Here is a 24,638-nt window from a genome sequence, read left to right as displayed (position 1 = left end):
CTCGTTGGGCTTAATGCAAAGCGGGCCGTTATTCGGCGGCTTCGTTGTTGTCGATCGTGGCGATCATCTGTTCACCCCAATTCAGCTGTTCGGTCAGGTCGGAAATGGCCTCGGACAGCTCCTCGCGCTGCTTTTTCAGATTGTCGAGATGCGCGCGGGCGATCTCGACGCTCTTGCGCAGCTGGGTCTGTTGCTGGTCGCCCATGTCATAGAGGTCCAGCAGCTGACGGATCTCCTCCAGGGCGAAGCCGAAGCGCTTGCCGCGCAGGATCAGTTTCAGCCGCGCACGGTCGCGTTTCGTGAACAGGCGTTTTTGGCCTTCACGAATGGGCGAGATCAGTTCTTTCGCCTCATAGAAACGCAGCGTGCGTGCGGTCACGCCGAAGGCGTCGCACATCTGGCGGATGGTCATCAGGTCATCAGTCATGTCTGTCTCCGACTTCGAGTTACAGGTGATACTCATATGGGGTACGTCCCCGTTGCCTACACTACTGCTTTACGTTGACGTAAATGTAACGTCACGTCACGTTCTTTCTGAACGGAGCGTCACTTTCGGCAATTGTCGGCTTGACCGGGCCAATGCGCCCTAGGAAAGGGTGCCGGCCACGTCGTCGCGCAGTTTTTGCAGGTCGGCGATGGATTCTTCCAGCTCAGCGCGCTGTTCGTCCAATGCGCCAAGCTGACGATCGGCCAGAGCGACCCAGGCTTTGGCCTGTGCCTCGGTGCCTTGCTCATCATAGATCAAAAGCCACTGGCGCAGCTCTTCCAGCGAAAAGCCGAAGCGTCGACCGCGCAGGATCAGCGTCATGCGCGCCACCTCGCGCGGGGTGTAAAACCTTGTGCGGCCTTCTTTTTCCGGCTCCAGCAGCTCGATGTATTCGTAATACCGCAAGGTGCGCGGCGTCACGTCGAACTTGGCGCACATTTCCTTGAAGGTCAGGCGGTCATCGGCCATTTTCACATCCCTGCAGGTTGTCGTCCCGTCAGGGTAGTGCCTGCGCGCGCAGGATTCAATTCATGAAACCGGGCGCGAACAGATTGAAGCCATAGGCGACAATCAACGCCGGCACGGCGGAATAGACCGTGGCCACCAACGCAGCCTTGGGGTTCAGTGCGATGGCAGGAAACAGCGCGTCGCCGTCATTGGAAATCGCGTTGCCGACCAGGGCGGCGAATGGAATCACCCCATTCAGGAACAATGTGGCCACCAAAACCTGCGGGCCACAGCCGGGAATGAAGCCAATCAGGATCGCCACCAGCGGCAGCAGGGGGCCGATGGTTTCGAACAGCGCGGCCAGGTCCAGCCCGGCAAACTCGGCGATGTAATCATAGGCCAGATAGGCGCCGATCACCCAGATCGAGATAAAGCTGGTTTCCTCGGCCATCCGGGTCATCGGGCTGTCCTGGGTGTTTGTCATCGCGGCCACGATCGAGGTGGACCAGATGAACAGGCCCAGGAACACACCGGCCAGGGCGAAGGGGGCAATCGGAAGGCCCATCAGGGTTGTCAGCTCGATCTGCGCCAATTGTGCGCCGCCAACGATCAGGCCGGGAATGGCCACCAGAAGATAGGCATAATCGGTCATGCGGGTGCGCCCGATCAGCGGGGCGAACTCGCAGGTGCCTTGGGTGATGGTGCGAAACTCGACCGTATTCACCCGGTCGACGATCCAGCCCGACAGGATGCCGACGACCATCGACAGGGGCAGGACGACCAACGCCGCATCGGGCCGTGTCGCGATCAACAGAAAGGCCGCATCACCCATGGTTGCGGTTAGCGCGGCGACCACAGCGCCGAACCCCACGTTGCCCGAGGAATAGGCCGCCACCACGACGACCGCCCCACCGCAGCCCGGTGTAGCGCCCAACAGCGCTGCCAACGGGACTTGTGCGCCCCTTGCGCCCTTGAGCGCCGATCCGATGTCGAAATTGAAAATCCGCTCGGCGCCGTAAAACAGCAACAGCGTGGTCGCGACAAAGACCGACACCTGAGTATAGGCGTCGACCATCAAGCCGCGCGTCAGCTCTCCCAAATGACCCGGCCAGGCCGCGAGGGCGACCAGCACAAGGACGATGCCCAGCCGCTTCAGCCGGAAAGGGCCGAACCGTTCGGGGGCCGCAGGTGCGGGACGTGCGGCAGGGCGGGTATCTGTCGCCATCATGGGTATGATCCGGTCTGCTATTGCGAATAATTCTCAATTGCAGAATTAAACACTTGCCCGCGCCGATGCAAGGGCGAATAAACCGGGGAAGCCATGGCATCGGAGATTTGACGGGATGAAAAGCCTTTCGCCTGAAAAGAAAGCGGAAATCGCGCGCAGGTTCACTGAGGCGATCCCGCATTGTTCGGCTCTGGGGATGAGCCTGGATGAGATTGGCGAGGGCGAGGCGCTGATTTCCATGCCGTATGACACCCGTTTCATCGGCGATCCGCGTACCGGCGTGATTCATGGCGGCGCGGTCTCGGCCTTGATGGACACCTGTTGCGGCGCGGCGGTGATGAGCCACCCTGACGCCCCCGCGATCACCGCGACGATCGACCTGCGCATCGACTATATGCGTCCCGCGACGCCGGGGCAGGCGATCCGCGCGCGCGCGACCTGTTATCGCGTGACGAAATCCGTCGCCTTCGTGCGTGCGGTTGCGATGGACGACGACGACGACCGCCCGGTTGCCACCGCCACCGGCACTTTTACTGCCGACCATTCCCCGTCGCGCCGCTCCAGCGAGGCGCTGTCATGAGCTTCAAGCGCCCCGAGCCCGTCCAGGTGGTGAAACAGCGACGCGATGCAGCGCTGCATTCGTTGGTGCATGGCGTGCCTTATGTCGAATTTCTCGGCATCGAATTCGAACGACATGGGGATGAGTTGACCGCGGTGCTGCCGTTCGCCGACAAGTTGATCGGCAACCCGATGCTGCCCGCGATTCACGGCGGCGTCACGGCGGCGTTTCTGGAAACCTCGGCGATCATCGAACTGGGCTGGTCGATCCTGTGGGACGAAATCGAAGACGGGCGCATCGACCCTGAAAGCCTGATCCCCGGACAAAATGCGCTGTTTCCGAAAACCATCGGTTTCACGGTCGATTACCTGCGCTCGGGCCTGCCGCGCGACGCCTATGCGCGCGCGCGGGTCACACGGTCGGGCCGGCGCTATGCCTCGGTGCATGTCGAGGCCTGGCAGGACAATCGTGACCGCCTTTTCGCACAGGCCACGGGCCATTTCCTGATGCCAATGCGTGATGAGTGAAAGTCTCACCGCTGATCTGAGCCACAAACGGGTTCTCAAGATCGCCATTCCGATCGTTCTGGCAAATGTCACCGTGCCCATTCTGGGCGCGGTCGACACCGGCGTAGTCGGCCAGATGGGAAGCGCGGCCCCTATTGGCGCGGTCGGAATCGGCGCAATTATTCTGACCGCCGTCTACTGGGTGTTCGGCTTTTTACGCATGGGCACCACCGGGATGACGGCCCAGGCCCTTGGCGCGGGGAACACCGGCGAAGTGGCCGCGTTGCTGACCCGCGCCCTGTTGATCGGACTTGGGGGCGGATTTGCCCTGATTTTTCTGCAAGCGTTCTTGTTCTGGGGGGCGTTCCTGATCGCCCCGGCCTCGCCCGAGGTTGAAGGCTTGGCGCGGGAATATCTGGTCATTCGCATCTGGTCCGCGCCCGCCGCCATTGGCCTTTACGGGATCACCGGGTGGTTGATTGCGCAAGAGCGCACGCGGGCGGTTCTGATCCTGCAATTGTGGATGAACGGGCTGAACATCGGGTTGGATTTGTGGTTCGTGATGGGGCTGGGTTGGGGCGTCAGCGGCGTTGCCTTTGCGACCTTTCTTGCGGAATGGAGCGGCTTTGCGCTGGGCTTGTACCTGTGTCGCGCGGCCTTTCGACAACCGGATTGGCGCGACTGGGCGCGGGTGTTTGACCGGGTGATCCTGCGGCGTATGGCAGCGGTAAACAGTGATATTCTGTTGCGCAGCTTGATGTTGCAAACCCTGTTTGTCAGTTTTCTGTTCTACGGGGCGAATTACGGCGACACGACCCTGGCGGCAAACCAGATTTTGCTGCAATTTCTGCATATTACAGCTTACGCGATGGATGGCTTTGCCTTTGGAGCGGAAACACTCGTGGGCCAGGCCATCGGCGCACGTGATCGTCGCGCCCTGCGCCGATCCGCCTTTCTGTCCAGCATCTGGGGTGGGGCAATCGTGATTGTTCTGGCCCTGATCTTCGCGCTGTTTGGCGGGGCCATCATCGACGTAATGACCAACGCCCCGGACGTGCGGATTGAAGCGCGTGGCTATCTGATCTGGATGATCCTGGCCCCCTTGGTGGGCTGGGCACCCTGGATGCTGGACGGCATCTTCATCGGGGCGACACAGACCCGCGACTTGCGCAACATGATGGCGGTGTCTTTCGCGATCTATGGCCTGGCGCTGGTGGCCTTCCTGCCCTTGTTCGAAAACCACGGGCTATGGGCGGCACTTCTGGTCAGCTTCGTGGCGCGCGGGGCGACCTTGGCCTTGCGCTACCCGGCGCTGGAGGCGCGGGTTTAAAGGATCTCCAACACGCTTTCCGGCGGGCGACCGATTCGGGCGCGGCCCTTGTGGATCACGATCGGGCGTTCGATCAGAATCGGATGCGTCCCCATCGCGGCGATCAGGGTGGCGTCATCACTGTCCTTGCTCAAGCCCAGCGTCTTGAATGCCTGTTCGCCCCGGCGCATGAGCTCGATTGGGGCTGCGTTCAGAGCGTCCAGAACGGCGCGGATCTCGGCCTCGGAGGGGGCATCGTCAAGATACCGGCGCACCTCAGGCGTGACGCCGTTTTCCTCCAACAGTGCCAGGGTCGCACGCGATTTTGAGCAGCGCGGGTTGTGCCAGATCGTGGTCATAGCCACTCCTCTCGTCCGCTGCCGACGGCGTCGGCGACATGGTCAAAGCCGTCGCGCTCCAACAATTTGTCGAGCCCCAGCGCGATCTCTTCGACCAGGCTCAACCCCTTGTAGGCGAGCGCGGAGTAGAGCTGCACCACATGGGCGCCTGCGCGGATTTTCTGATAGGCATCCTCGGCCGACCCGATGCCGCCGACGCCCACCAGGGGCATTTGGCCATCGGTTAACTGGCTGAGCCGTGCCAACACGCGCGTGGACTTTTCGAACAAAGGAGCGCCGGAAAGCCCGCCAGTTTCGCCCTTATCAGCACTTTTCAAACCTTCGCGGTCCAACGTGGTGTTCGTGGCGATGATCGCGTCCAGCTTGGCCGCGCGGGCGACCTGGGCGATTTCGGCCAGCTCATCATCGCTGAGATCGGGCGCGATTTTCAGGAAGATCGGCGTGTATTTGTCCATCCCGTCACGCACCGCGATGACGCCGTTCAAAAGCGCCGACAGCGCTTCGGCCCCTTGCAGGTCACGCAGCTTTTCGGTGTTCGGTGACGACACGTTCACGGTGGCGAAATCCACAAAGGGACCGCAGCACTCCAGCACGCGGGCGAAATCCTGTGCGCGGTCGTCGCTGTCCTTGTTTGCCCCGAGGTTCAGACCCACCGGCACCGGTCGCTGGCGTGAACGGCGGGTCAGACGGGCCGCGGCGGCCTCCATGCCTTCGTTGTTGAACCCATAGCGGTTGATCACCGCCTGATCTTCGGTTAGGCGAAACAGGCGCGGTTTCGGGTTGCCGGGCTGCGGACGGGGTGTGACCGCGCCGACCTCGACAAAACCGAAGCCCGCCTGGGTCAGTGCATCGACCACCTGCGCGTTTTTGTCATACCCGGCCGCCAGCCCAATCGGATTGGTCATTTTCAGACCACAGAAGGTGGTTTCGATCCGCGGCGTGGAAACCATGCCCGACAGCGGCACGACCCCCATCTTCATCGCGGTCATTGCCAGCGTGTGCGACCGTTCCGGGTCGACCTGGTGCAGCGCCTTCAGGGCGATCTTCTCGATCAGGTTCATGACATGTCCTTGGGGAATTCATGGCCGTCGTTGCCCAGCGGCAGCGGGCGGTGCCACAGCACGTCGTCCATCCGCAACGCCCTGTAAAGGTGGGGGAATTTTGCACCTCCGCGGGAAACTTCCCACTTCAGATCCTGTTCCAGAGCAATGGAATCCAGCGCCAGGAGTACCAGATCGGCCTCATCCGCGAAGTGTTTCGCGGCGGTTTCGGCCACCTGCGTGGCGGTCGAAATGTGCACGTATCCGTCGGCCCGGTCGACAGGCGCCCCCAGGGTTTCCCCGGCGGTTTGAAGCTCGGCCCATTCGGGCGCGCGGAATATCTTGTAAATCAGCATGGCAGGGGAATGCCGCGCCCGCGCGCCCACGTCAAGCGCGGCCTGCGCCTTGGCCAAGAGCCGCTGACCTAACGGCAGCGCGAACGGGGGTCTTTGACTCAGCAGCCGACTCGCGCCAGTCTGGCCAGATAATCAATTCCAGGGGGATCCCATGATCAATCGTATTCTCACGTCCGTTGCAGCCCTTGCCGTGACGTCCGGGATGGCCGCAGCGGACTATTCGCTGACCATCCTTCACACCAACGATTTCCACGCCCGGTTCGAGCCGATCAGCAAGTATGACAGCGGCTGTTCGGCCGAGGACAACGCCGAAGGCAAATGCTTTGGTGGTTCGGCACGTATGGTGACGGCGATTGCCGAGGCGCGCACGCGCACCAACAACTCGATCCTGGTGGATGGCGGCGACCAGTTCCAGGGCACGCTGTTCTATACATATTACAAGGGCGCGCTGGCGGCCGAGATGATGAACAAGATGGGCTATGACGCGATGACCGTGGGCAACCACGAGTTCGATGACGGCCCCGAAGTGCTGCGTGGCTTCATGGATGCGGTCAACTTCCCGGTTCTGATGTCGAACGCGGATGTGTCCGGTGAGCCGCTGCTGGCGGGCAAGCTGGCCAAATCGGCAATCATCGAACGTGGTGGCGAAAAGCTGGGCCTGATCGGCCTGACGCCCCAGGACACCGATGAACTGGCCAGCCCCGGCGACAACGTCATCTTCACCGACCCGGTGGGCGCGGTGCAGGCCGAGGTCGACAAGCTGACCGCCGATGGTGTGAACAAGATCATCGTTTTGTCGCACTCGGGCTACAACACCGACATTCGCGTGGCCGAAGGCACCACCGGTGTTGACGTGATCGTCGGTGGCCACACCAACACGCTTCTGTCCAACACCAACGAGCGTGCCGAAGGGCCGTATCCGACCATGGTCGGGGGCACGGCGATCGTGTCCGCCTATGCCTATGGCAAGTTCCTGGGTGAGCTGAACGTGACGTTCGATGACGCGGGCGCAATCACCGAAGCGGTGGGTGAGCCGATCATCATGGACGCGGCCGTGGCCCAAGACGAAGCCACCGTGGCCCGCGTTGCCGAAGCCGCTATGCCGCTGGAAGAAATCCGCAGCCGCGTGGTTGCCGAAACCGCCGAAGCCATTGATGGCGAGCGTGGGTCGTGCCGGGCGCAGGAATGCGCCATGGGCAACATCATTGCCGACGCGATGCTGGCCCGGGTCAAGGATCAAGGCATCGAGATCGCCATTCAAAACGGTGGCGGCATTCGTGCCTCGATCGACGCAGGTGAGGTCACGATGGGCGAGGTCCTGACGGTGCTGCCGTTCCAGAACACGCTGTCGACCTTCTTTGTTACCGGCGCGGTGGTTGTCGAGGCGCTGGAGAACGGTGTCAGCCAGCATGAAGAAGGCGCAGGCCGCTTCCCGCAGGTGGCTGGCATGACCTATACCTTCGACGTGAGCCAGGAGCCGGGCAGCCGGATCAGCGACGTGATGGTTGGCGGTGCGCCGATCGACCCGGCCAAGACCTACGGTGTTGTCTCCAACAACTACGTGCGCAACGGCGGCGACGGCTACAAGATGTTCAAGTCGGCCGAGAACGTCTATGACTTCGGCCCCGACCTGGCTGATGTAACCGCCGAATACATGGCGGCGATGGGTCCGGTGACACCGATGCTGGACGGGCGCATCACTGCCAAGTGATCGGCTTGCATTGACGAACAGGCCCCCCGGCGCGAAAGTGTCGGGGGGCTTTTTGTTGGGAAAACCGCCATGCCAGACCACCCTTTGATCGACCTGATCAACTCCAAGATCCGTGCCGCCGAGGCAGCAGGGGAGTTCGACGATCTGCCAGGGGCGGGCAAACCGCTACCAAAGGTGGATGACCCGGAAAACGCGCTGATCAACCGGTTGATGAAGGAAAACGGTGCGGTGCCGGAATTTGTCACCCTGTCGCGCGAACTGACCCGGCTGCGCGAGGAATTGCGTGAGACGGGGGACCGCACAAGGCGGCAGGAGATCATGAAAGAAATGTCGATGATGGATGCGAAGATCGACCTGGCGCGCAAAGCGTATCGCTGATGTGCGGGCGGTTTGCCCTGACCTTGCCCACGGACGCGATGGCGGCGCTGTTCGGGGCGATCCCGGCCAATGACCTGCCGATTGTGCCGAACTTCAACATATGTCCGACCAACAATGTGCATGTGGTCTGGACCGGCGAAAACCGGCGGCTCAGCGCGATGCGTTGGGGGTTCTTGCCGTTCTGGTACAAGACGCCAACGGACGGCCCGCTTCTGATCAATGCGCGCGCGGAAACCATCGCCGAAAAGCCCGCGTTTCGCGCCGCCTGTCGTGAACGGCGTTGCCTGATCCCGACCACGGGGTTTTACGAATGGTCGAAGGGGAGCGGGGGCGAACGCCTGCCGTGGTATATCCAGCGCGCCGATAAGGCGCCGCTGGTCATGGCTGGGATCTGGCAGGACTGGGGAGAGGACAAGCTGCCCACCTGTGCCATCGTCACCTGCGCCGCGAACCAGGCCATAGCGGAAATTCACCACCGCATGCCTGTCGTTCTTGAGCAGGCGGACTGGGCCAAGTGGCTGGGCGAAGGGGGGCACGGTGCCGCGCCGCTCATGCGTCCGGCGGGCGAAGATGTGCTGCGATTTCACAGGGTGGACCCTAAAGTGAATTCGAACCGGGCGTCGGGCCCTGAATTGGTCGAACCGGTCTGAGGAGGTGGTCGGTCACCCGTTGCCTGTCGTCGCGGTCTTGATAAACTGCGCGTAGAACAGGGGGACATATGCCGGAATTCACAGGACCAGAGCTTTGTGCGAAATCTGCGGTCGAGGTCGTGGACCTGCTTCGCAAAGGCGACGTCAGCACGACCGAATTGATCGACGCGAGCCTGACACGGATGACGCAGGTTGAGCCGGTGGTCAACGCCACCCCGGTAATCTGCGAGGACCGCGCGCGGGCTTCGGTATTGGATCCGTCCGAGGTGGATCACCCTGGCTGGTTGGCCGGATTGCCAATCGGTATCAAGGATTTGACGGCCGTGGCAGGTGTGCGATCGACGTCGGGCACCAAGGGGTTGGCCGACAATGTGCCGAAGGCGTCCAACATGTTGGTTGAACGGTTGGAGGCGCGCGGGGCCGTTGTCCTGGGCAAGACCAACACGCCGGAATTTGGCGCGGGCGGCAACACGTTCAACGAAGTGTTCGGCCCGACCTTCAACGCCTGGAATAGCCGATTGAATGCTGGCGGCTCGTCCGGCGGGGCGGCGGTTTCTTTGGCCACGGGGGAGTTTTGGCTGAGCCATGGCTCGGACCACGGCGGGTCGCTGAGAACCCCCGCGGCCTATAACGGCATTGTCGGGCTGCGCCCGTCGCCGGGGCGCGTGGCCTATGGCTCGGCGGCCGGGTATTTCATCGAAGGTGCACAGGGGCCGATGGCGCGGTCGGTGGCTGACTGCGCGCTGTTTCTGGATGCGATGGCGGGATATGAGCCGCGCTCACCGATTTCCTTTCCAGCGCCGGATCAGCCGTTCCAGCAGGCGGTGGCGCGGGCCGATGGGCGGCTGCGCATCGGCTTTGCCCCCGATCTGGGCGGCTTTGCCCCGGTGGATGCGGACATGGACCGATATCTGCGCCGCGCGATGGCGGCGGTGCAGGCCGGCGGCGCAACGGTCGAGGAGGCCTGCCCTGATCTGCCGGATCTTGAGCGGACTTATCATACCCTGCGCGGCATGATGTGGGCGACCGAGTTCCGGGATGCGCCCGCCGCGCTGACCGGCCACTTCAAGCAGACCTTGCGCGAGAACCTTGCGTTCGGGCGGGCGTTGACGATGGATGACATCGCCTTGGCGAACCTGAACCGGACGATGATTTACAACAATCTCAAGGCATTCCTGGACGTTCATGATGTGCTGGCCCTGCCGGTGGTCGGCAACATGCCCCATGCGCAGAGCGAAGAATGGGTGCGTCAGGTTGGTGGCCAGACCTTGACCGGCTACATGGATTGGTTGCGCTTTGCCTTCCTGGCGACGGTAACGGGAATGCCGGCGATGTCGGTTCCCGTGGGCCTGTCAGATGACGGCATACCGGTGGGGCTGCAACTGATCGGCCCGCCGCGCGGCGAGGCGAAACTGCTTGCTGCCGCGCGGGCGTTTGAGGTGGCAATGGGCGGTCCGTTGGGGCCGATTGATCCGGTCGTGGCCGGGTAACTGAGCAGGAAAAGACAGCAAATGTATCGACAGAACTACCTTGCCCACGCCATTTCACGCGCCTCAGATGGGCGCGGCGAAGCCACGTTTCTGATCCGCCACCCGGATGGCGTGCGGATGTCCTATGCCGACTTCTGGGTCGGGGCCGAGCGCATGGCGGCGGTGTTGGTTGCGGCGGGCCTTGCCCCTGGGGATCGTGTGGCGGTGCAGGCGCCAAAGACGGTGGCGATGTTGCAGCTTTACGTCGGCTGCGTGATGGCGGGAGGCGTCTTCCTACCGCTCAACACGGCCTATACGCCGACCGAGGTCGCCTATTTCCTGGGGGATGCGTCGCCGCATGTGTTCGTCTGCGACCCCGAGGGGCTGGAGGCGCTGACCCCGGTTGCGAGCGACGCGGGGGTGGCGAAAATCTTTACCCTGGGTGCGGGCGAGGTCGGGACTTTGGTCGCGGCGCAGGCGGATCAGGAGGCCGGGTTCACCCCGGTGGCACGCGGCGTCGATGACCTGGCGGCGATCCTTTACACTTCGGGCACGACGGGGCGGTCGAAGGGCGCGATGCTGACCCACGGGGCGCTGGCGTCAAACAGCGAGGTGCTGCGTGACACCTGGCGGTTCACGTCCGAGGATGTGTTGATCCACGCGCTGCCGATCTTTCACACCCACGGTCTGTTCGTGGCAACGAACGTGACGTTGATGGCGGGGGGCAGTTGCATTTTCATGGCTGGGTTCGATGCGGGCGCGATCATGGGTTACATGCCGCAAGCGACCGCGCTGATGGGGGTGCCGACGTTCTATACCCGCCTGTTGGAGCAGGACGGCTTGGGCGCGGCTGCGGGGGGGATGCGGTTGTTCGTGTCCGGCTCGGCACCGCTGTTGGCAGAAACCCATGACCGATGGCGCGCGGTTACGGGTCACGCGATCCTGGAACGCTATGGCATGACGGAAACGAACATGAACACCTCGAACCCTTATGACGGGGATCGGCGCGCGGGCACGGTGGGCTTTCCATTGCCGGGGGTTGCGCTGAAGGTCTGCGACCCGGAAAGCGGAGCGGAACTGGCGCAGGGCGAGATCGGGGTGATCGAGGTGCGCGGCCCGAATGTCTTTGCCGGATATTGGCAGATGCCCGAAAAGACGGCCGAGGAACTGCGTGAGGATGGTTGGTTCATCACCGGCGACCTGGGCCGGATCGACGCGGACGGATATGTGCAGATTGTCGGGCGCGGCAAGGATCTGATCATTACCGGCGGTTTCAATGTTTACCCGAAAGAGGTCGAAGGGCTGATCGACGATCTGCCAGGTGTGTTGGAAAGCGCGGTGATCGGCGTGCCACATGCGGATTTCGGCGAAGGCGTGGTGGCGGTGGTTGTGCCCGAAAAGGGAGCCACGGTGACCGAGACCAGCGTGCGTGCCGGGGTGGCTGACAGCCTGGCAAAGTTCAAGCAGCCCAAGCGGGTTCTGGTGCTGGACGCCCTCCCGCGCAACACGATGGGCAAGGTGCAGAAGAATGTGCTGCGCGAGGAATATGCGGACCTTTTGAGCTGAGGGTTTGCGCCCGGGCCTTGTCGCCTTCGGCGCCGGCGACCCGGTCGCGGGGCCTCGCCTTCGGCTCGGCAAATTTTGTGCCTCCGGCGGGGATACTTGCGGCAAAAAAAAGGGATTACGCGCCGTCTTGCCAGCGGTAGAGGTGGTAGGCGCCGCGCAGGAGCAGGCGGCGGGCGCGCCCCAGCGGGAAACGGGCAAGCGGGGCTTGGTGGACCTTTGGCGGGGATTTGCGTCCCAGAACCATGTCGGCCAGGCGGGCCCCGGTCCAGCTGCCCATGGCGACGCCGTTTCCGTGGTACGCCAGGCCGGCCCAGGCGTTGTCCCAGCTGCCGACCGGGCCAGCATAGGGGGTGAGGTTGCGCGCCAGGCAGACCAGTCCGGACCAGAAATGCGGCGTTTCGACGTCGCGCCAGGCCGGGAACATGCGCGCGAGGTCCGCGCGGGTTGTGTCGCGCATCCGGGCCTGACCTTGGGCGGTGGCGGTGACGTTGCCGCGTGTGCCAATCAGGAAACGGCCATCGGGCAACAACCTGAAATAGTGCAGTAAATGACGGCTGTCATAGGCCATGAGGTCACTGGTCCAGCCTTGTTCGGCGCATTCATCTTCCGTCAGGGGACGGGTCACAAGGATGTTGGACTGCACCGGCAGGAACCGGGCGTGCAGCCAGTCGGGCAGGTCATCAGAGGAATAGCCGTTGGTGGCGAGGATCAGTTTCTTTGCCGTCACCCGCCCTTGCGGTGTGGTCACGATGAAGCCGCCGTTTTGCGGCGCGATCTTTGTTGCCGGGCTGTGGGCGCGGATGTCGGCGCCGGCCATTTGTGCGGCCAGGGCCAGGCCGTGGGCGTATTTCGCCGGGTTCAAGGCAAAGCCCAGTTTCAGGTGGAGCCCTGCGTGAAACTCTGGCCCCGCCATGCCGCGTTCGTCCAGTTGCGGCTTGCTCAACATCTGGGCGCTTTCCCCGAGGGCGGTGTAAATGTCTGCGTCCGCCCGCAGCGCGTCCACAGCGCGGGGGCGGTGGGCCAGAAGGACCTCTCCGTCCGAATGGGTGTCAGCGTCGATATTGTGGGTATCAAGCAGCTCGGCCACCAGGTCGATGGCGGCTTTCTCGGCATTGTAAAACTCGCGCGCGGCGGCTTCGCCAAAGCGTTTTGCCAGCTTTTCCGGGCTGGCTTTGGCGCCGCCCATGCAGCAGAACCCGCCATTGCGCCCCGATGCGCCCCAGCCGGGGATCTGTTCCTCAAGCACCGTGACCTGCACGCCCTCTTGCGCCAGGTGAAGGGCTGCGGACAGGCCAGTGAAGCCCGCGCCGATCACAACGACTTCCGTGGTCAGGTCGCCCTGGGCGCGGGGCCAGTCATGGGCGGGCAAAGTCCAGAAACACTCGGCCCGCGCTGCATCGGAATAGGCGTAGTCTTCGTAAGGCCGCCTCAAAGCCGACCCAGGTAGGTCCGGTATTCGACCTGGCTGATTTCCGTCGTCAGCTGCGAGATCTCATCGCGCCGCACATCGGCATAGATGCGTTGATACCGGTCCCCGAAGGTGTCGCGGATGAAGTCCGAGGCGGCAAAACGTTCGACGGCGGCGCTCCAATTGTCGGTGAGCGGCGCTGCGGGAGAGGCCGCGGGATCGTCCAGCGGCGTGGGCAGGGTGGGCGCATTGTCCAGCCCGTGCAGCATGCCGCCAAGGATCGCGGTGATCGCCAGATAGGGGTTCACATCGGCGCCGGAAATGCGGTGTTCCAGCCGCGCACCCGGGCCTTTGATTTCCGGCAGGCGTACGGCGGCGGCGCGATTGTCAAAGCCCCAGTCTGGGGCCGAAGGCGCGAAGGAATTGGGCTGGAACCGGCGGTAGGAATTCATGTGTGGGGCGAACACCGCCTGCGCGTCGCGCATCGTGTCCAGCACCCCGCCAACGGCGGCCTTGAGCGTGTCGGACACCTCTCCGCCCGCATCAAAGATGTTCTTGCCAGCATCATCGACGACCGAGGCGTGCACATGCATGCCGTTGCCGGGGAAGCCCGCGTAAGGCTTGGCCATGAAGGTCGCCTCCATGCCATGCACCCGGGCCACGCCGCGCACCAGGCGGCGGAACCACACGCCAGTGTCGGCGGCGGCCAGCACGTCGTCGGTGTGGTGGAAGTTGATCTCGAACTGTCCCGGGCCGAACTCGGCAATCAATGTGTCGGTGGCCAGGCCTTGCGCCTTGGAGGCCGACAGCACGTCGTCCAGAAACGCCTGGGTGCGTTCCAGCACCTCAAGGTCATAGTTCTGCGCGGTGGGGGAACGTTCGGGCGGAACCGGGGCTGCGTCCATGTCGGTGCGCGGCTGGAACAGGTAGAATTCCAGCTCGGTCGCCAGCACCGGGTTCAGCCCGCGGGCGTGGAACCGGTCAACCATGTTGGCCAGCTGCTGGCGCGGCGACAGCTGGCTGAGCGCGTGGGTGTCCGGGTCCAGCATCTCGATCTGAACCTGCGCCACGTGGCTGTTTGCCCAGGGCACCGGTTTCATCGTGCCGGGAATGGGCACGATGCGCCCGTCAGGGTCGCCCACGGTGATGCCCAACCCGGTTGCCTCGACCTCTTCGCCCAGAATGTTGGGCGCATAGGTGGAAATCGGCAGCCGCACGGCGCCATCAGCCAGCTTTGCCTCGTCATCGCCGGGCAGCCATTTGCCGCGCAGGACCGAATTGAGGTCGCAGAGCATCAGTTCAACCCGGTCAGGGCGCCCGTGTTCGGCCACATAGGCGGCATATTCTTCGCGGAAAGTCATGGTCATTGCACGGCCTTGTTTTCTTCTGCCTGCCGGCGCGTGATGGCGCGTTTGGACATGAGGGATGTTGTGATGACGCCGAAAGCGACGATGCCGATCATGATGCTCGACAGGGCGTTGATTTCAGGCGACACGCCCAGACGCACCGCCGAGAAGATCTTGATCGGCAGGGTGGTCGAACTGGGGCCAGAGGTGAACGAGGCAATCACAAGGTCGTCCAGCGACAGGGTGAAGGCCAACAGCCAACCCGAGATCACCGCAGGCGCGATGATCGGCAGGGTCACGGATTTGAAGGCGTCAAACGGCGTGCAGCCCAAGTCCAGCGCGGCCTCTTCCAACGAGCGGTCGAAGGTGACCAGGCGCGACGACACGACGACCGAGACATAGCACATCGAAAACGTCGTATGCGCCAGCACGATGGTCAGCGTGCCGCGATCCAGGCCGATGGCGATGAACAGCAGCAGCAGCGACAGGCCGGTGATCACTTCGGGCATCACCAGCGGCGCATAGATCATGCCGCTAAACAGCGTGCGGCCGTAAAACCGCCCGCCGCGCACCATGACATAGGCGGCCATCGTGCCCAGCACCGTGGCGAAGGTCGAGGAAATGACCGCGACTTTCAACGTGACCCAGGCTGCGTTCAGGAAGGCTTCGTTTTGGAACAGCTCGCCGTACCATTTGGTCGAGAATCCCGTCCAGACGGTGACCAGCTTGCCCGCGTTGAAGGAATAGATGACCAGGATGATCATCGGGATGTACAGGAACGCAAACCCAAGGGTGAGCGATACCGTGTTGAACCAGCTCAGACGTCTCATCCTTCGGCCTCCCGCTGTTTTTCCTCGTTGCGCTGGAACAGCACAATCGGAATGATCAAGAGAAGCAGCAGGATCACGGCCACGGCCGAGGCCACGGGCCAGTCGCGGTTCGAGAAGAACTCCTCCCACAACACCTTGCCGATCATCAGGGTTTTCGATCCACCCAGCAGGGCCGGGATGACGAATTCGCCCATCGCGGGGATGAAGACCAGGAAACTGCCTGCAATGATGCCCTGTTTCGACAGCGGCATGGTCACCAGCCAGAAGGCCGTCAGGCGCGAACAGCCCAGGTCCTCGGCCGCTTCCAGAAGCGATCCGTCAAGCCGGTCAAGGGCGGCAAAGATCGGCAGCACCATGAAGGGCAGGTAGGTGTAGACGATGCCGATATAGACGGCGAGGTTGGTGTTCAGGATGATCAGCGGCTCGCTGATCAGGCCGATGTTCATCAAAAGCTGGTTGAGCAGACCTTCTTGGCTCAGGATCGCCTTCCACGCGTAAACGCGGATCAGGAACGAGGTCCAGAACGGCAAGATCACCAGCATCATCAGTGTCGGGCGCCATTCGTCCGGCGCGCGCGTCATGCCATAGGCGATGGGATAGCCCACCAACAGGGTCAGGAGGGTCGAGGTGACGGCGATTTTCAGGCTGGAGAGGTAGGCCTTCCAATACAGGTTGTCCTCGGCGAGGAACCAGAAGTTCTCCATGTCCAGACCGGCCCACCATTGCGCGAGCCCCGCCCAGCCCTGCGACAGGTCCAGCGTGGGGGTATAGGGCGGGATCGCCAGCGCGGTGTCCGACAGCGAGATTTTCAACACGATCAGGAACGGCACCAGGAACAGGGCCAGAAGCCACAGATAAGGAACCGAAATCAGGGAAAGGCGCCGCATCACTCCACCAGCACGGCACCAGCCGTGTCCGTCCAGGACAGCCAGACGCTGTCGTCCCAGGTGAAGCTGCGGCGATGCACGCGGCGGGTGTTGGCGGTCTGCGCCTTCACGACCGCGCCGCCGGGCAATTCGACGTGATAGGTCGAGATGTTGCCAAGATAGGCGATGTCCAGCACCTTGCCCTGGATCGCGTTGTTGCGATCTTCGGGTTTTTCGGTCGAGATTGCGATCTTTTCCGGGCGGATCGCCAAGGCGACCTCGCTGCCTTCGGCAATGTCGCGTTTCGTGGCGGCGATCAGGGGCGCGTGATCGGCGGCGAAGGTGATATGCACGTGGTCGCCGTCAGCACGCTTGGCGGTGCCGCGAATGATGTTCACGTCGCCGATGAAGTCGGCGACATAGACCGAGTTCGGCTCTTCATAGATCTGTTGTGGCGTGGCGACCTGGATGATCTTGCCGTGGTCCATCACCGCCACGCGGGAGGACACGGTCATCGCCTCTTCCTGGTCGTGGGTCACGATCACGAAGGTGGTGCCGGTCTTTTCCTGAATGTCCATCAGCTCAAACTGGGTTTCCTGGCGCAGCTTCTTGTCCAGCGCGCCCAGAGGTTCGTCCAGAAGCAATAGCTTCGGCGCCTTGGCAAGCGACCGGGCCAGGGCCACACGCTGGCGTTGCCCGCCGGAGATTTGGTGCGGCTTGCGGCTGGCAAACTGGCTCAGCTGCACAAGCTTCAGCATCTCCTCGACGCGGTCGGCGATCTTGTCCTTGGATAGACCGTCGCGCTTCAGGCCGAAGGCGATGTTGTCTGACACCGACAGGTGCGGAAACAGCGCGTAGCTTTGGAACATCATGTTCACGGCGCGCTTGTTCGGTGGCACCGGCGCAATGTCCTGACCGTCCAGCAGGATTGTGCCTTCGGTCGGGCTTTCGAACCCTGCCAGCATCCGCATCATCGTGGTCTTGCCACAGCCCGACGGGCCCAGCAGGGAAAAGAATTCCTGCGGAAAGATGTCGATCGTCAGGTCGTCGATGGCGGTGAAATCACCAAATCGTTTGGTGACGTTCTTGAATTGGATGATCGGCTTGGCGTCGGGGGCTTCCCACGGCGCAAAATCAGCAGAGATCGGGGCAGTTTCAGCCATGGCACACCTGAATTGGATAAGAGGTCAAAAAAGCCCCCCGCGTGGGTCACGCGGGGGGCTGGATTGCGGGGCTTAGGTGCCCGACTTGATCTTGGTCCACAGGCGCGTCACGACCCGCTGCACCTTCGGCGCATAGGGCGACGTGGTGTAGAGGTTCTTCAACGTCTCTTCGTCCGGGTAGATGGCCGGATCGCCGATCACGTCTTCCACCAGCATCGGCTGCGAGGCCATGTTGCCGTTGGCATAGTAGACATAGTTCGACGCGGTCGCGGCAACCTGGGCGTCCATGATCCAGTTCAGGAACACATGCGCGGCCGTCGGGTTCGGCGCGTCGGCGGGGATCGCCATTTGGTCGAACCACATCAGGGCCCCCTCGGACGGGGCGTTATAGGCGATTTCGACGCCGTTCTCGGCCTCCCAGGCGCGGTCACGGGCCTGCAGGATGTCGCCGGACCAGCCGAACGCCACGCAGATGTCACCGTTGGCCAGCGCGTTGATGTATTCCGAGCTGTGGAACTTCTGCACGTAAGGCGCGATCGCGGTCAAAACCGGCTCGACCTTGGCAATCACGTCCGGGTCCTGGCTGTCGGGGTCTTCGCCGATATAGGCCAGGGCGGCGGGGATGATTTCCGCCGGGGCGTCAAGGATATGCACGCCGCACGCCGCCAGCTTTTCCATGTTGGCCGGGTCAAAAAGCAGGGCCAGCGACCCGATCGGGGCGTCGTCGCCCAGCACTTCGGCCACTTTGCCGGTGTTTACGCCGATGCCGGTGGTGCCCCACATGTAGTTGATGGAATACTTGTTGCCGGGGTCATACTTGTCGGTGCGTGCTTCGATCGCATCCCACATGTTGCCGTGATTGGGCAGTTGGGCCATGTCCAGCGGCTGGAACACGCCTGCCACGATCTGACGCTGCAGGAAGGTGCCCGATGGCACGACGACGTCATAGCCCGAGCCACCGGCCAGCAGCTTGGTTTCCAGCACTTCGTTCGAATCGAACACGTCGTAGATCAGCTCGATCCCGGTGTCGGCTTCGAACTGTTCCAGCAGTTCTTCGTCGATATAGTCCGACCAGTTGTAAACGCGCACTTCTTCGGCGGTGGCGGCAGACGCGCCCATCGCCAGGGCGACGCCCAAAGTCATCCAAGTCTTGTTCATGTATTCTTGCTCCCTGTGTTCAGGCGTTCGTCGCCCAATCGGTGACATTTGATCAAAAAAACACGCCGCGCGCAATATGGTAATATTTCGCAGGGCAGGTTAGGCTGCTTTTCAAGACTATCCTTGGGGCCGGGAATGGCAAAGAAATTGTGACGGAGGGCAGGGGCTTGCAGGTCAAGACCGCAAAATTACCGGACCACGAAAAGGTCTATCGTCGGCTGCGCGAAATGATTTTGTTCGGAGAGCTGACGCCGGGCCAGGCGGTGACGATTCAGGGCCTGGTTGATACGCTGGGCGTCGGTATGACGCCGGTGCGCGAAGCGATTCGGCGTCTGACCTCGGAAGGAGCGCTGGTGTTTCAGGGCAACCGACGCGTGACGGTGCCGGTTCTGGACGTGTCCGAATGGGATGAAATCGCTTTTGCCCGGTTGGCGGTCGAACCTGAGGTTTCGCGCAGGGCCGTTGAAAACATGGCGCCGGACGACATTACACGCCTTGTAGCGATGGATGATCAGCTGAACGCCGCAATCGACCGGGGCGATGTACGCGGCTATCTCGAACACAATTACCGGTTCCACGCGGCGCTTTATGAACTGTCTGGCGCGCAAGTGCTTTTGTCGATCGCCAACATGCTGTGGCTGCGGGGGGGGCCGTCTTTGCGCGTCGTGCTGGGGCGCTATGGCACCGCCAACCTGCCTGATAAGCACGCCGAGGCGCTGGCGGGCATGCGCGCGGGCGACGGCGACGCGGTGGCCGAGGCGATCCGGGGCGACATCCTGCAGGGAATCGACCAGGTGCGCGCCTCGCTTCTGGGCGAAAAGGTTTGATCATAAATCAGGCTTCTCGTTGACACGGTGAATTTTGATCATATTCTGGCGAGGATTTCAGATTTCACCCCCGATGGGAGCGCCAGATATGAACAAGATCACGAATCACATGCCGACCGAAGAGCTTCAGGCGATCGACGCGGCGCATCACATGCACCCGTTCACCACCAATGATGAGCTATCGCAAAAGGGCGCGCGGATCATCACCCGCGCCGACGGCGTGACCCTGACCGACAGCGAGGGCAACAAGATCCTTGATGCAATGGCGGGCCTGTGGTGCGTGAACATCGGCTATGGCCGCGATGAGCTTGCGGACGTCGCCGCGCGCCAGATGCGCGAACTGCCGTATTACAACACCTTCTTCATGACCACCCACGTGCCCGGCATCGCGCTGGCACAAAAGCTGGCCGAGCTGGCACCGGGTGATCTGAACCACGTGTTCTTCGCCAACGGTGGTTCGGACGCGAATGACACCAACATCCGCATGGTGCGCACTTATTGGGCCGAGAAGGGCCAGCCAGAGCGTGACGTGATCATCTCGCGCTGGAATGCCTATCACGGGTCGACGATTGGCGGCACGTCGCTGGGCGGCATGAAGGGCATGCACGGCCAAGGCAGCCTGCCGATCCCTGGTATCGAGTTCATCGACCAGCCGCACTGGTGGGCCGAAGGCGGCGACACCGACCCCGAGGAATTCGGTCTGGAGCGCGCGCGCCAGTTGGAAGCGAAGATCCTTGAAGTGGGCCAGGACAAGGTCGCGGCCTTCATCGCGGAACCGGTGCAGGGGGCCGGTGGCGTGATCGTCGCGCCCGACAGCTACTGGCCGGAAATTCAGCGCATTTGCGACAAGTATGACATCCTGCTGATCGCGGATGAGGTCATCTGTGGCTTTGGCCGCACCGGCGAATGGTTCGGCAGCGAGTACTACGACATCAAGCCCGACATCATGACCGTCGCCAAGGGGCTCAGCTCGGGCTACGCCCCGATCGGGGCGTCGATTGTGAACGATAAGGTCGCCAAGGTGCTGGACGCCTGCGAATTCAACCACGGCTATACCTATTCCGGTCACCCGGTAGCCTGTGCCGTGGCGCTGGAAAACCTGCGCATCATGGAAGAAGAGGGTGTCGTCAATCACGTCAAGAACGTGGCCGGTCCGTATCTGGCCGAAAAATGGCATTCGCTGGCCGATCACCCGATGGTGGGCGAGACGAAGATTGTTGGCCTGATGGCGTCGCTGGCGTTGGTGCCGGAAAAAGGCAGCCGCGCGCCGTTCGCGTCGGATGCCGGCACGATCGGCTTCATGACCCGCGAACGCTGCTTTGCCAACAACCTGATCATGCGCCATGTCGGCGACCGGATGATCATCGCGCCGCCGCTGGTGATCACGACCGAAGAGATCGACGTGCTGATCGAACGCGCGCGCAAGTCGCTGGACGAAGCCTATGAGAACGTGAAGGCCGCGGGGCTTTTGGTCGCCGCAAGCTGATGGACATTCTGACCGCCAACGACCGGGTCGGGATATTTCCCGACAGCTGGTATGCCGCAAGCGCTGACCATCCCGGCCCCTATGGACCCGCCGAGGGCGAAATGTCCTGCGACGTCTGCATCATCGGCGCGGGGTTTACCGGCCTGTCGGCGGCGCTGCACATGGCCGAAAAGGGCCTGAACGTGGTGCTTCTTGAGGCGCACCGCGTGGGCTTTGGCGCCTCAGGGCGCAACGGCGGGCAGGTCGGCACCGGTCAGCGGGTGGAGCAGGATGAACTGGAGGAGATGGTCGGTAAGGACCGCGCCCGTGCTCTATGGGACCTGTCGCTGGAAAGTGTGCAATTGGTGCGCGATCTGGTGGCCGCTCACGCGCCCGAGGCGGAATTCGTCGACGGCATCCTGCACGCTGATCATCGCGCTCGCTTCGTGCCCGAAAGCCACGACTATGCCCGCAAATTGCAGGACGAGTATGGCTACGACCTGATCCGTCCGGTGGACCGAGACGAAATGCACCACCTGTGCGGCTCGCCTGCGTATCATGGCGGCACGCTGGACATGGGTGGCGGGCATGTGCACCCGCTGCGCTATGCCTTCGGTCTGGCCCGCGCCGCGGACTCTGCCGGCGCGCGCATCTGTGAAACCAGCCGTGTGACGGGGGTGGATCAAGGCGACCCGGCGACTGTGCGCACCGACAAGGCGGTGATCAAGGCGGGGCACGTGCTCTGGGCCTGCAATGGCTATCTGGGCCACGCCGAAGGCCACGTTGCCACGCGGGTGATGCCGATCAACAATTACATCCTGGCGACCGAGCCGCTGGATGAAAGCTTTGCCCGTGACCTGATCCGCGAAAACCATGCGGTGGCCGACAGCAAGTTCGTGATCAACTATTTCCGCCTGTCCGAAGACAACCGCATGCTGTTTGGCGGCGCGGAAAGCTATGGCTACCGCTTTCCCAAGGACATCCGCAAACTGGTCTCGAAACCGATGCTGGAGATTTATCCCCAGCTGAAAGGCACACGCATCGATTTTGCCTGGGGCGGCACCCTGGGGATCACGATGAACCGCATGCCGCATTTCGCACGGCTCAGCGGCAATATTCTCAGCGCGTCGGGTTATTCCGGCCATGGCGTTGCGATGGCCACGCTGGGCGGAAAACTGGCCGCCGAGGCGCTGGTAGGGCAGGCGGGGCGGTTCGACCTTTTGGCCGACGTACCTACACCCCGCTTCCCGGGCGGTGCAGCTCTGCGCTGGCCGCTTTTGGTCGCCGGGATGCTCTGGTTCTCCCTGCGCGACAGGCTCTGAGGTTTAACCTTTCTCCCAATACCCCCGTCGGAGGCGAAAAATCCTTTCTGAAGCACCAGAAGAGTTTTCTTGCCTCTGGTGGCACTACTTCGGGACAGCTGAAAGAGAGTGCCGAGCCGAAGGCGAGGCCACCAGATTCCATGCCGAGCGCAGCGAGGCCCCGCCCCGACCTCGAAGGAGGGTCCGCAAGGCGGGCCTGACGCGGGGGCGGAATACCTTTGGCAGGGGCAGGGGCGCGGCAAGTCTTGTGACCCGCCGCCTGTGCCGTTATCTGTCCCCGGAACATGAAGGAGCCGCGATATGGCAGGACGCGACACGGGACGCGAAGGGCAAGACGCTCAGGACCGCGAAAAGTCAAAGCGCATCGGCGCGTTGGGGGGGCTGTGGCCCTTCTTGCGCCCGCATCGCCTGATGATGCTGGCCGCTGGGGTCGCGTTGGTTCTGACCGCAGGCATCTCGCTGATCCTGCCGCTGGCGGTGCGACGCGTCATCGATGGGTTCGGGGAATCGACTGATCACTTGCTGGATCAGTATTTCCTGGCCGCGCTCGGGGTGGCTGGGGCGCTCGCGCTGGGCACAGGGATGCGGTATTACCTTGTCACTCGACTGGGCGAACGGGTTGTGGCCGACATCCGCAAAGCGGTGTTTGACCGCGTGATCGGCATGTCGCCCGCGTTTTTCGAACGCGTCATGACCGGCGAGGTTCTGAGCCGCATCACCACGGACACGACCCTGATCCTGTCCGTCATTGGGTCGTCCGTGTCGGTGGCGCTGCGCAACCTGTTGATTTTCCTGGGCGGTCTTGTGCTGATGCTTTTGACCTCGCCCAAGTTGACCATGCTGGTGCTCTTGATCGTGCCCGCAGTGATCGTGCCGATTGTGGTGCTAGGTCGGCGCATGCGGGTGCTGAGCCGGGAAAACCAGGACTGGATCGCGAAAAGCTCTGGCAATGCCTCCGAAGCGCTTTTGTCGGTGCAGACCGTGCAGGCCTTTACCCACGAAGACGCTAGCCGGGAAGAGTTTGGCGAGGTCACCGAAAAAAGCTTCGACGCGGCGAAAAAGCGGGTTGGCACGCGCGCGGTGATGACGGTTATCGTGATTGCGCTGATCTTCTCGGGCGTGGTCGGGGTGCTATGGATCGGCATGCGTGACGTGCGCGCGGACACGGTGTCAATCGGGGCGCTGGTGCAATTTGTGATCTATGCGGTGATGGTCGCAGGTGCGGTCGGTGCGCTGTCGGAAATCTGGTCCGAACTGCAACGCGCGGCGGGGGCGACTGAGCGTCTGGTGGAGCTTTTGAACGCGGAAGACACGGTAGAGGATCCGCGCGATCCCAAGGCGTTGCCATCCCGTCCTACCGGCGGCGTGGTGTTTCGCGATGTCACCTTCCACTATCCGGCGCGACCCGAGACTGCGGCGTTGCACGAGGTAACGTTGCACATTGCGCCTGGTGAAACCGTGGCGCTGGTCGGTCCGTCCGGGGCGGGAAAATCGACCATCATTCAGCTGATGCAACGCTTCTATGACCCTGATGACGGCGCGGTGGAGTTGGACGGGATCGACCTGCGCGACGTGCGTCGGGACGAATTCCGTCGCCACCTTGCGCTGGTGCCGCAGGACGCAGTGATTTTCGCTGCATCGGCGCGTGATAACATCCGCTTTGGTCGACCCGAGGCGACAAATGCCGAGGTCGAGGCCGCCGCCCGTGCCGCTGCCGCGCATGAATTTCTGGCCAAGCTACCGCAGGGTTACGACACGTTCGTCGGTGAACGTGGCGTGATGCTGTCGGGCGGGCAGAAACAGCGTATCGCGATCGCTCGCGCCATCCTGCGCGACGCGCCGGTGCTGCTGCTGGACGAAGCCACCAGCGCGCTGGATGCCGAAAGCGAGCGGTTGGTGCAGCAGGCCGTAGACGCCCTGGCGCAGGATCGCACGACGGTTATCGTTGCCCACCGTCTTGCCACGGTGAAGAAGGCCGACCGTATCGTCGTGTTCGACGAGGGCCGGATCGTGGCGCAGGGCACCCATGATGAACTGGTGGCCGAAGGTGGGCTGTACGCGCGCCTAGCCAAACTGCAATTCACCGAAGGCCTTGCCGCAGAGTAAGCCCGGCTTTCCACGTTACGTCAGACTTGCGCAGGGCGGCTGAAAAGCCCATGCTCTTTCCCAAATGACGCTCCGATGAACG

Annotated in this window: 24 protein-coding genes; 12 read left to right on the top strand and 12 right to left on the bottom strand. The window is 62.7% G+C overall.

What is annotated here, in order from left to right; all coding sequences use genetic code 11:
* Positions 1–28 precede the first annotated feature (28 nt).
* The 3 genes from MN188_RS07250 to MN188_RS07240 form a co-directional block, all read right to left on the bottom strand.
* The gene (locus MN188_RS07250; protein ID WP_242107056.1) at positions 29–427 is read right to left on the bottom strand and encodes a MerR family transcriptional regulator; all 399 of its coding nucleotides are present in this window, start codon (positions 425–427) and stop codon (positions 29–31) included.
* 159 nt (positions 428–586) lie between these two features.
* The gene (locus tag MN188_RS07245; protein ID WP_242107054.1) at positions 587–955 is read right to left on the bottom strand and encodes a MerR family transcriptional regulator; all 369 of its coding nucleotides are present in this window, start codon (positions 953–955) and stop codon (positions 587–589) included.
* 55 nt (positions 956–1,010) lie between these two features.
* Positions 1,011–2,162, bottom strand: a complete 1,152-nt coding sequence (locus tag MN188_RS07240) for a putative manganese transporter (RefSeq protein ID WP_242107051.1) — start codon at positions 2,160–2,162, stop codon at positions 1,011–1,013.
* Between the two features lie 115 nt (positions 2,163–2,277).
* Here MN188_RS07240 and MN188_RS07235 point away from each other — a divergent pair, with 115 nt between their 5' ends.
* Genes MN188_RS07235 through MN188_RS07225 form a run of 3 tightly spaced genes read left to right on the top strand, consistent with a single transcriptional unit; the run spans position 2,278 to position 4,557 of the window.
* Positions 2,278–2,742 carry a PaaI family thioesterase gene (locus MN188_RS07235; RefSeq protein ID WP_242107049.1) on the top strand — a complete coding sequence of 155 codons (465 nt, stop codon included), beginning with the start codon at positions 2,278–2,280 and terminating at the stop codon, positions 2,740–2,742.
* On the top strand, positions 2,739–3,248 hold the full coding sequence (locus MN188_RS07230) for a PaaI family thioesterase (RefSeq protein ID WP_242107047.1): 510 nt from the start codon (positions 2,739–2,741) through the stop codon (positions 3,246–3,248). The genes MN188_RS07235 and MN188_RS07230 overlap by 4 nt, the downstream gene beginning before the upstream one ends.
* On the top strand, positions 3,241–4,557 hold the full coding sequence (locus tag MN188_RS07225; RefSeq protein WP_242107046.1) for an MATE family efflux transporter: 1,317 nt from the start codon (positions 3,241–3,243) through the stop codon (positions 4,555–4,557). The genes MN188_RS07230 and MN188_RS07225 overlap by 8 nt, the downstream gene beginning before the upstream one ends.
* Here MN188_RS07225 and arsC read toward each other — a convergent pair.
* The 3 genes from arsC to MN188_RS07210 are packed head-to-tail and all read right to left on the bottom strand — an operon-like array spanning position 4,554 to position 6,291.
* A complete protein-coding gene (arsC, locus tag MN188_RS07220; RefSeq protein WP_242107043.1) occupies positions 4,554–4,895 on the bottom strand; it encodes an arsenate reductase (glutaredoxin) in 342 nt (113 codons plus the stop codon). The two genes, MN188_RS07225 and arsC, sit on opposite strands and share 4 nt — an antisense overlap.
* Positions 4,892–5,956 carry a quinone-dependent dihydroorotate dehydrogenase gene (locus tag MN188_RS07215; protein ID WP_242107041.1) on the bottom strand — a complete coding sequence of 355 codons (1,065 nt, stop codon included), beginning with the start codon at positions 5,954–5,956 and terminating at the stop codon, positions 4,892–4,894. The genes arsC and MN188_RS07215 overlap by 4 nt, the downstream gene beginning before the upstream one ends.
* Positions 5,953–6,291 carry a DUF952 domain-containing protein gene (locus MN188_RS07210; RefSeq protein ID WP_242107032.1) on the bottom strand — a complete coding sequence of 113 codons (339 nt, stop codon included), beginning with the start codon at positions 6,289–6,291 and terminating at the stop codon, positions 5,953–5,955. The genes MN188_RS07215 and MN188_RS07210 overlap by 4 nt, the downstream gene beginning before the upstream one ends.
* Positions 6,292–6,442: 151 nt before the next feature.
* Between MN188_RS07210 and MN188_RS07205 the strand changes: the two genes are divergently transcribed.
* The 5 genes from MN188_RS07205 (at position 6,443) to MN188_RS07185 (ending at position 12,065) form a co-directional block, all read left to right on the top strand.
* Complete coding sequence (locus tag MN188_RS07205; RefSeq protein WP_242107030.1) at positions 6,443–8,002, top strand: bifunctional metallophosphatase/5'-nucleotidase; 1,560 nt, start codon at positions 6,443–6,445, stop codon at positions 8,000–8,002.
* Between the two features lie 69 nt (positions 8,003–8,071).
* A complete protein-coding gene (locus MN188_RS07200) occupies positions 8,072–8,380 on the top strand; it encodes a DnaJ family domain-containing protein (RefSeq protein ID WP_242107029.1) in 309 nt (102 codons plus the stop codon).
* The gene (locus MN188_RS07195) at positions 8,380–9,030 is read left to right on the top strand and encodes an SOS response-associated peptidase (RefSeq protein WP_242107027.1); all 651 of its coding nucleotides are present in this window, start codon (positions 8,380–8,382) and stop codon (positions 9,028–9,030) included. The genes MN188_RS07200 and MN188_RS07195 overlap by 1 nt, the downstream gene beginning before the upstream one ends.
* Before the next feature lie 68 nt (positions 9,031–9,098).
* A complete protein-coding gene (locus tag MN188_RS07190) occupies positions 9,099–10,520 on the top strand; it encodes an amidase (protein ID WP_242107025.1) in 1,422 nt (473 codons plus the stop codon).
* 21 nt (positions 10,521–10,541) lie between these two features.
* A complete protein-coding gene (locus tag MN188_RS07185) occupies positions 10,542–12,065 on the top strand; it encodes a malonate--CoA ligase (protein ID WP_242107023.1) in 1,524 nt (507 codons plus the stop codon).
* A gap of 115 nt (positions 12,066–12,180) precedes the next feature.
* On the opposite strand, the gene MN188_RS07180 is transcribed toward MN188_RS07185, so the two are convergent.
* From MN188_RS07180 to MN188_RS07155, 6 genes are all read right to left on the bottom strand, one after another.
* Positions 12,181–13,497 (bottom strand): NAD(P)/FAD-dependent oxidoreductase, encoded by a 1,317-nt coding sequence (locus MN188_RS07180; RefSeq protein WP_242107021.1) that lies wholly within the window; start codon positions 13,495–13,497, stop codon positions 12,181–12,183.
* Complete coding sequence (locus MN188_RS07175; protein ID WP_242107019.1) at positions 13,494–14,840, bottom strand: glutamine synthetase family protein; 1,347 nt, start codon at positions 14,838–14,840, stop codon at positions 13,494–13,496. The genes MN188_RS07180 and MN188_RS07175 overlap by 4 nt, the downstream gene beginning before the upstream one ends.
* Positions 14,837–15,649, bottom strand: a complete 813-nt coding sequence (locus MN188_RS07170) for an ABC transporter permease (protein WP_242107017.1) — start codon at positions 15,647–15,649, stop codon at positions 14,837–14,839. Before MN188_RS07170 ends, MN188_RS07175 begins: the two co-directional genes overlap by 4 nt.
* Positions 15,646–16,536, bottom strand: coding sequence for an ABC transporter permease subunit (locus tag MN188_RS07165; RefSeq protein WP_242107014.1), 891 nt, complete (start codon positions 16,534–16,536; stop codon positions 15,646–15,648). The genes MN188_RS07170 and MN188_RS07165 overlap by 4 nt, the downstream gene beginning before the upstream one ends.
* Positions 16,536–17,678, bottom strand: coding sequence for an ABC transporter ATP-binding protein (locus MN188_RS07160; RefSeq protein ID WP_242107012.1), 1,143 nt, complete (start codon positions 17,676–17,678; stop codon positions 16,536–16,538). Before MN188_RS07160 ends, MN188_RS07165 begins: the two co-directional genes overlap by 1 nt.
* 72 nt (positions 17,679–17,750) lie before the next feature.
* Positions 17,751–18,836 carry a polyamine ABC transporter substrate-binding protein gene (locus MN188_RS07155; RefSeq protein WP_242107010.1) on the bottom strand — a complete coding sequence of 362 codons (1,086 nt, stop codon included), beginning with the start codon at positions 18,834–18,836 and terminating at the stop codon, positions 17,751–17,753.
* Between the two features lie 167 nt (positions 18,837–19,003).
* On the opposite strand from MN188_RS07155, the gene MN188_RS07150 reads away from it, so the two are divergent.
* The 4 genes from MN188_RS07150 (at position 19,004) to MN188_RS07135 (ending at position 24,556) form a co-directional block, all read left to right on the top strand.
* Positions 19,004–19,663: a GntR family transcriptional regulator gene (locus MN188_RS07150; protein WP_242107008.1), complete on the top strand. Its 660-nt coding sequence runs from the start codon at positions 19,004–19,006 to the stop codon at positions 19,661–19,663.
* A gap of 88 nt (positions 19,664–19,751) precedes the next feature.
* Entirely contained in the window at positions 19,752–21,149 is a 1,398-nt protein-coding gene (locus MN188_RS07145; RefSeq protein ID WP_242107006.1) for an aspartate aminotransferase family protein, read from the top strand.
* The gene (locus MN188_RS07140) at positions 21,149–22,450 is read left to right on the top strand and encodes an NAD(P)/FAD-dependent oxidoreductase (RefSeq protein ID WP_242107005.1); all 1,302 of its coding nucleotides are present in this window, start codon (positions 21,149–21,151) and stop codon (positions 22,448–22,450) included. The genes MN188_RS07145 and MN188_RS07140 overlap by 1 nt, the downstream gene beginning before the upstream one ends.
* Positions 22,451–22,750: 300 nt before the next feature.
* Positions 22,751–24,556, top strand: coding sequence for an ABC transporter transmembrane domain-containing protein (locus tag MN188_RS07135; RefSeq protein WP_242107003.1), 1,806 nt, complete (start codon positions 22,751–22,753; stop codon positions 24,554–24,556).
* Positions 24,557–24,638: the final 82 nt, after the last annotated feature.

It is taken from the genome of Aliiroseovarius subalbicans, from assembly GCF_022678625.1.
GTDB lineage: Bacteria > Pseudomonadota > Alphaproteobacteria > Rhodobacterales > Rhodobacteraceae > Aliiroseovarius_A > Aliiroseovarius_A subalbicans.
Note: the sequence above shows the minus strand (reverse complement) of the source record. Positions and strands in the feature narration are given on the sequence as shown.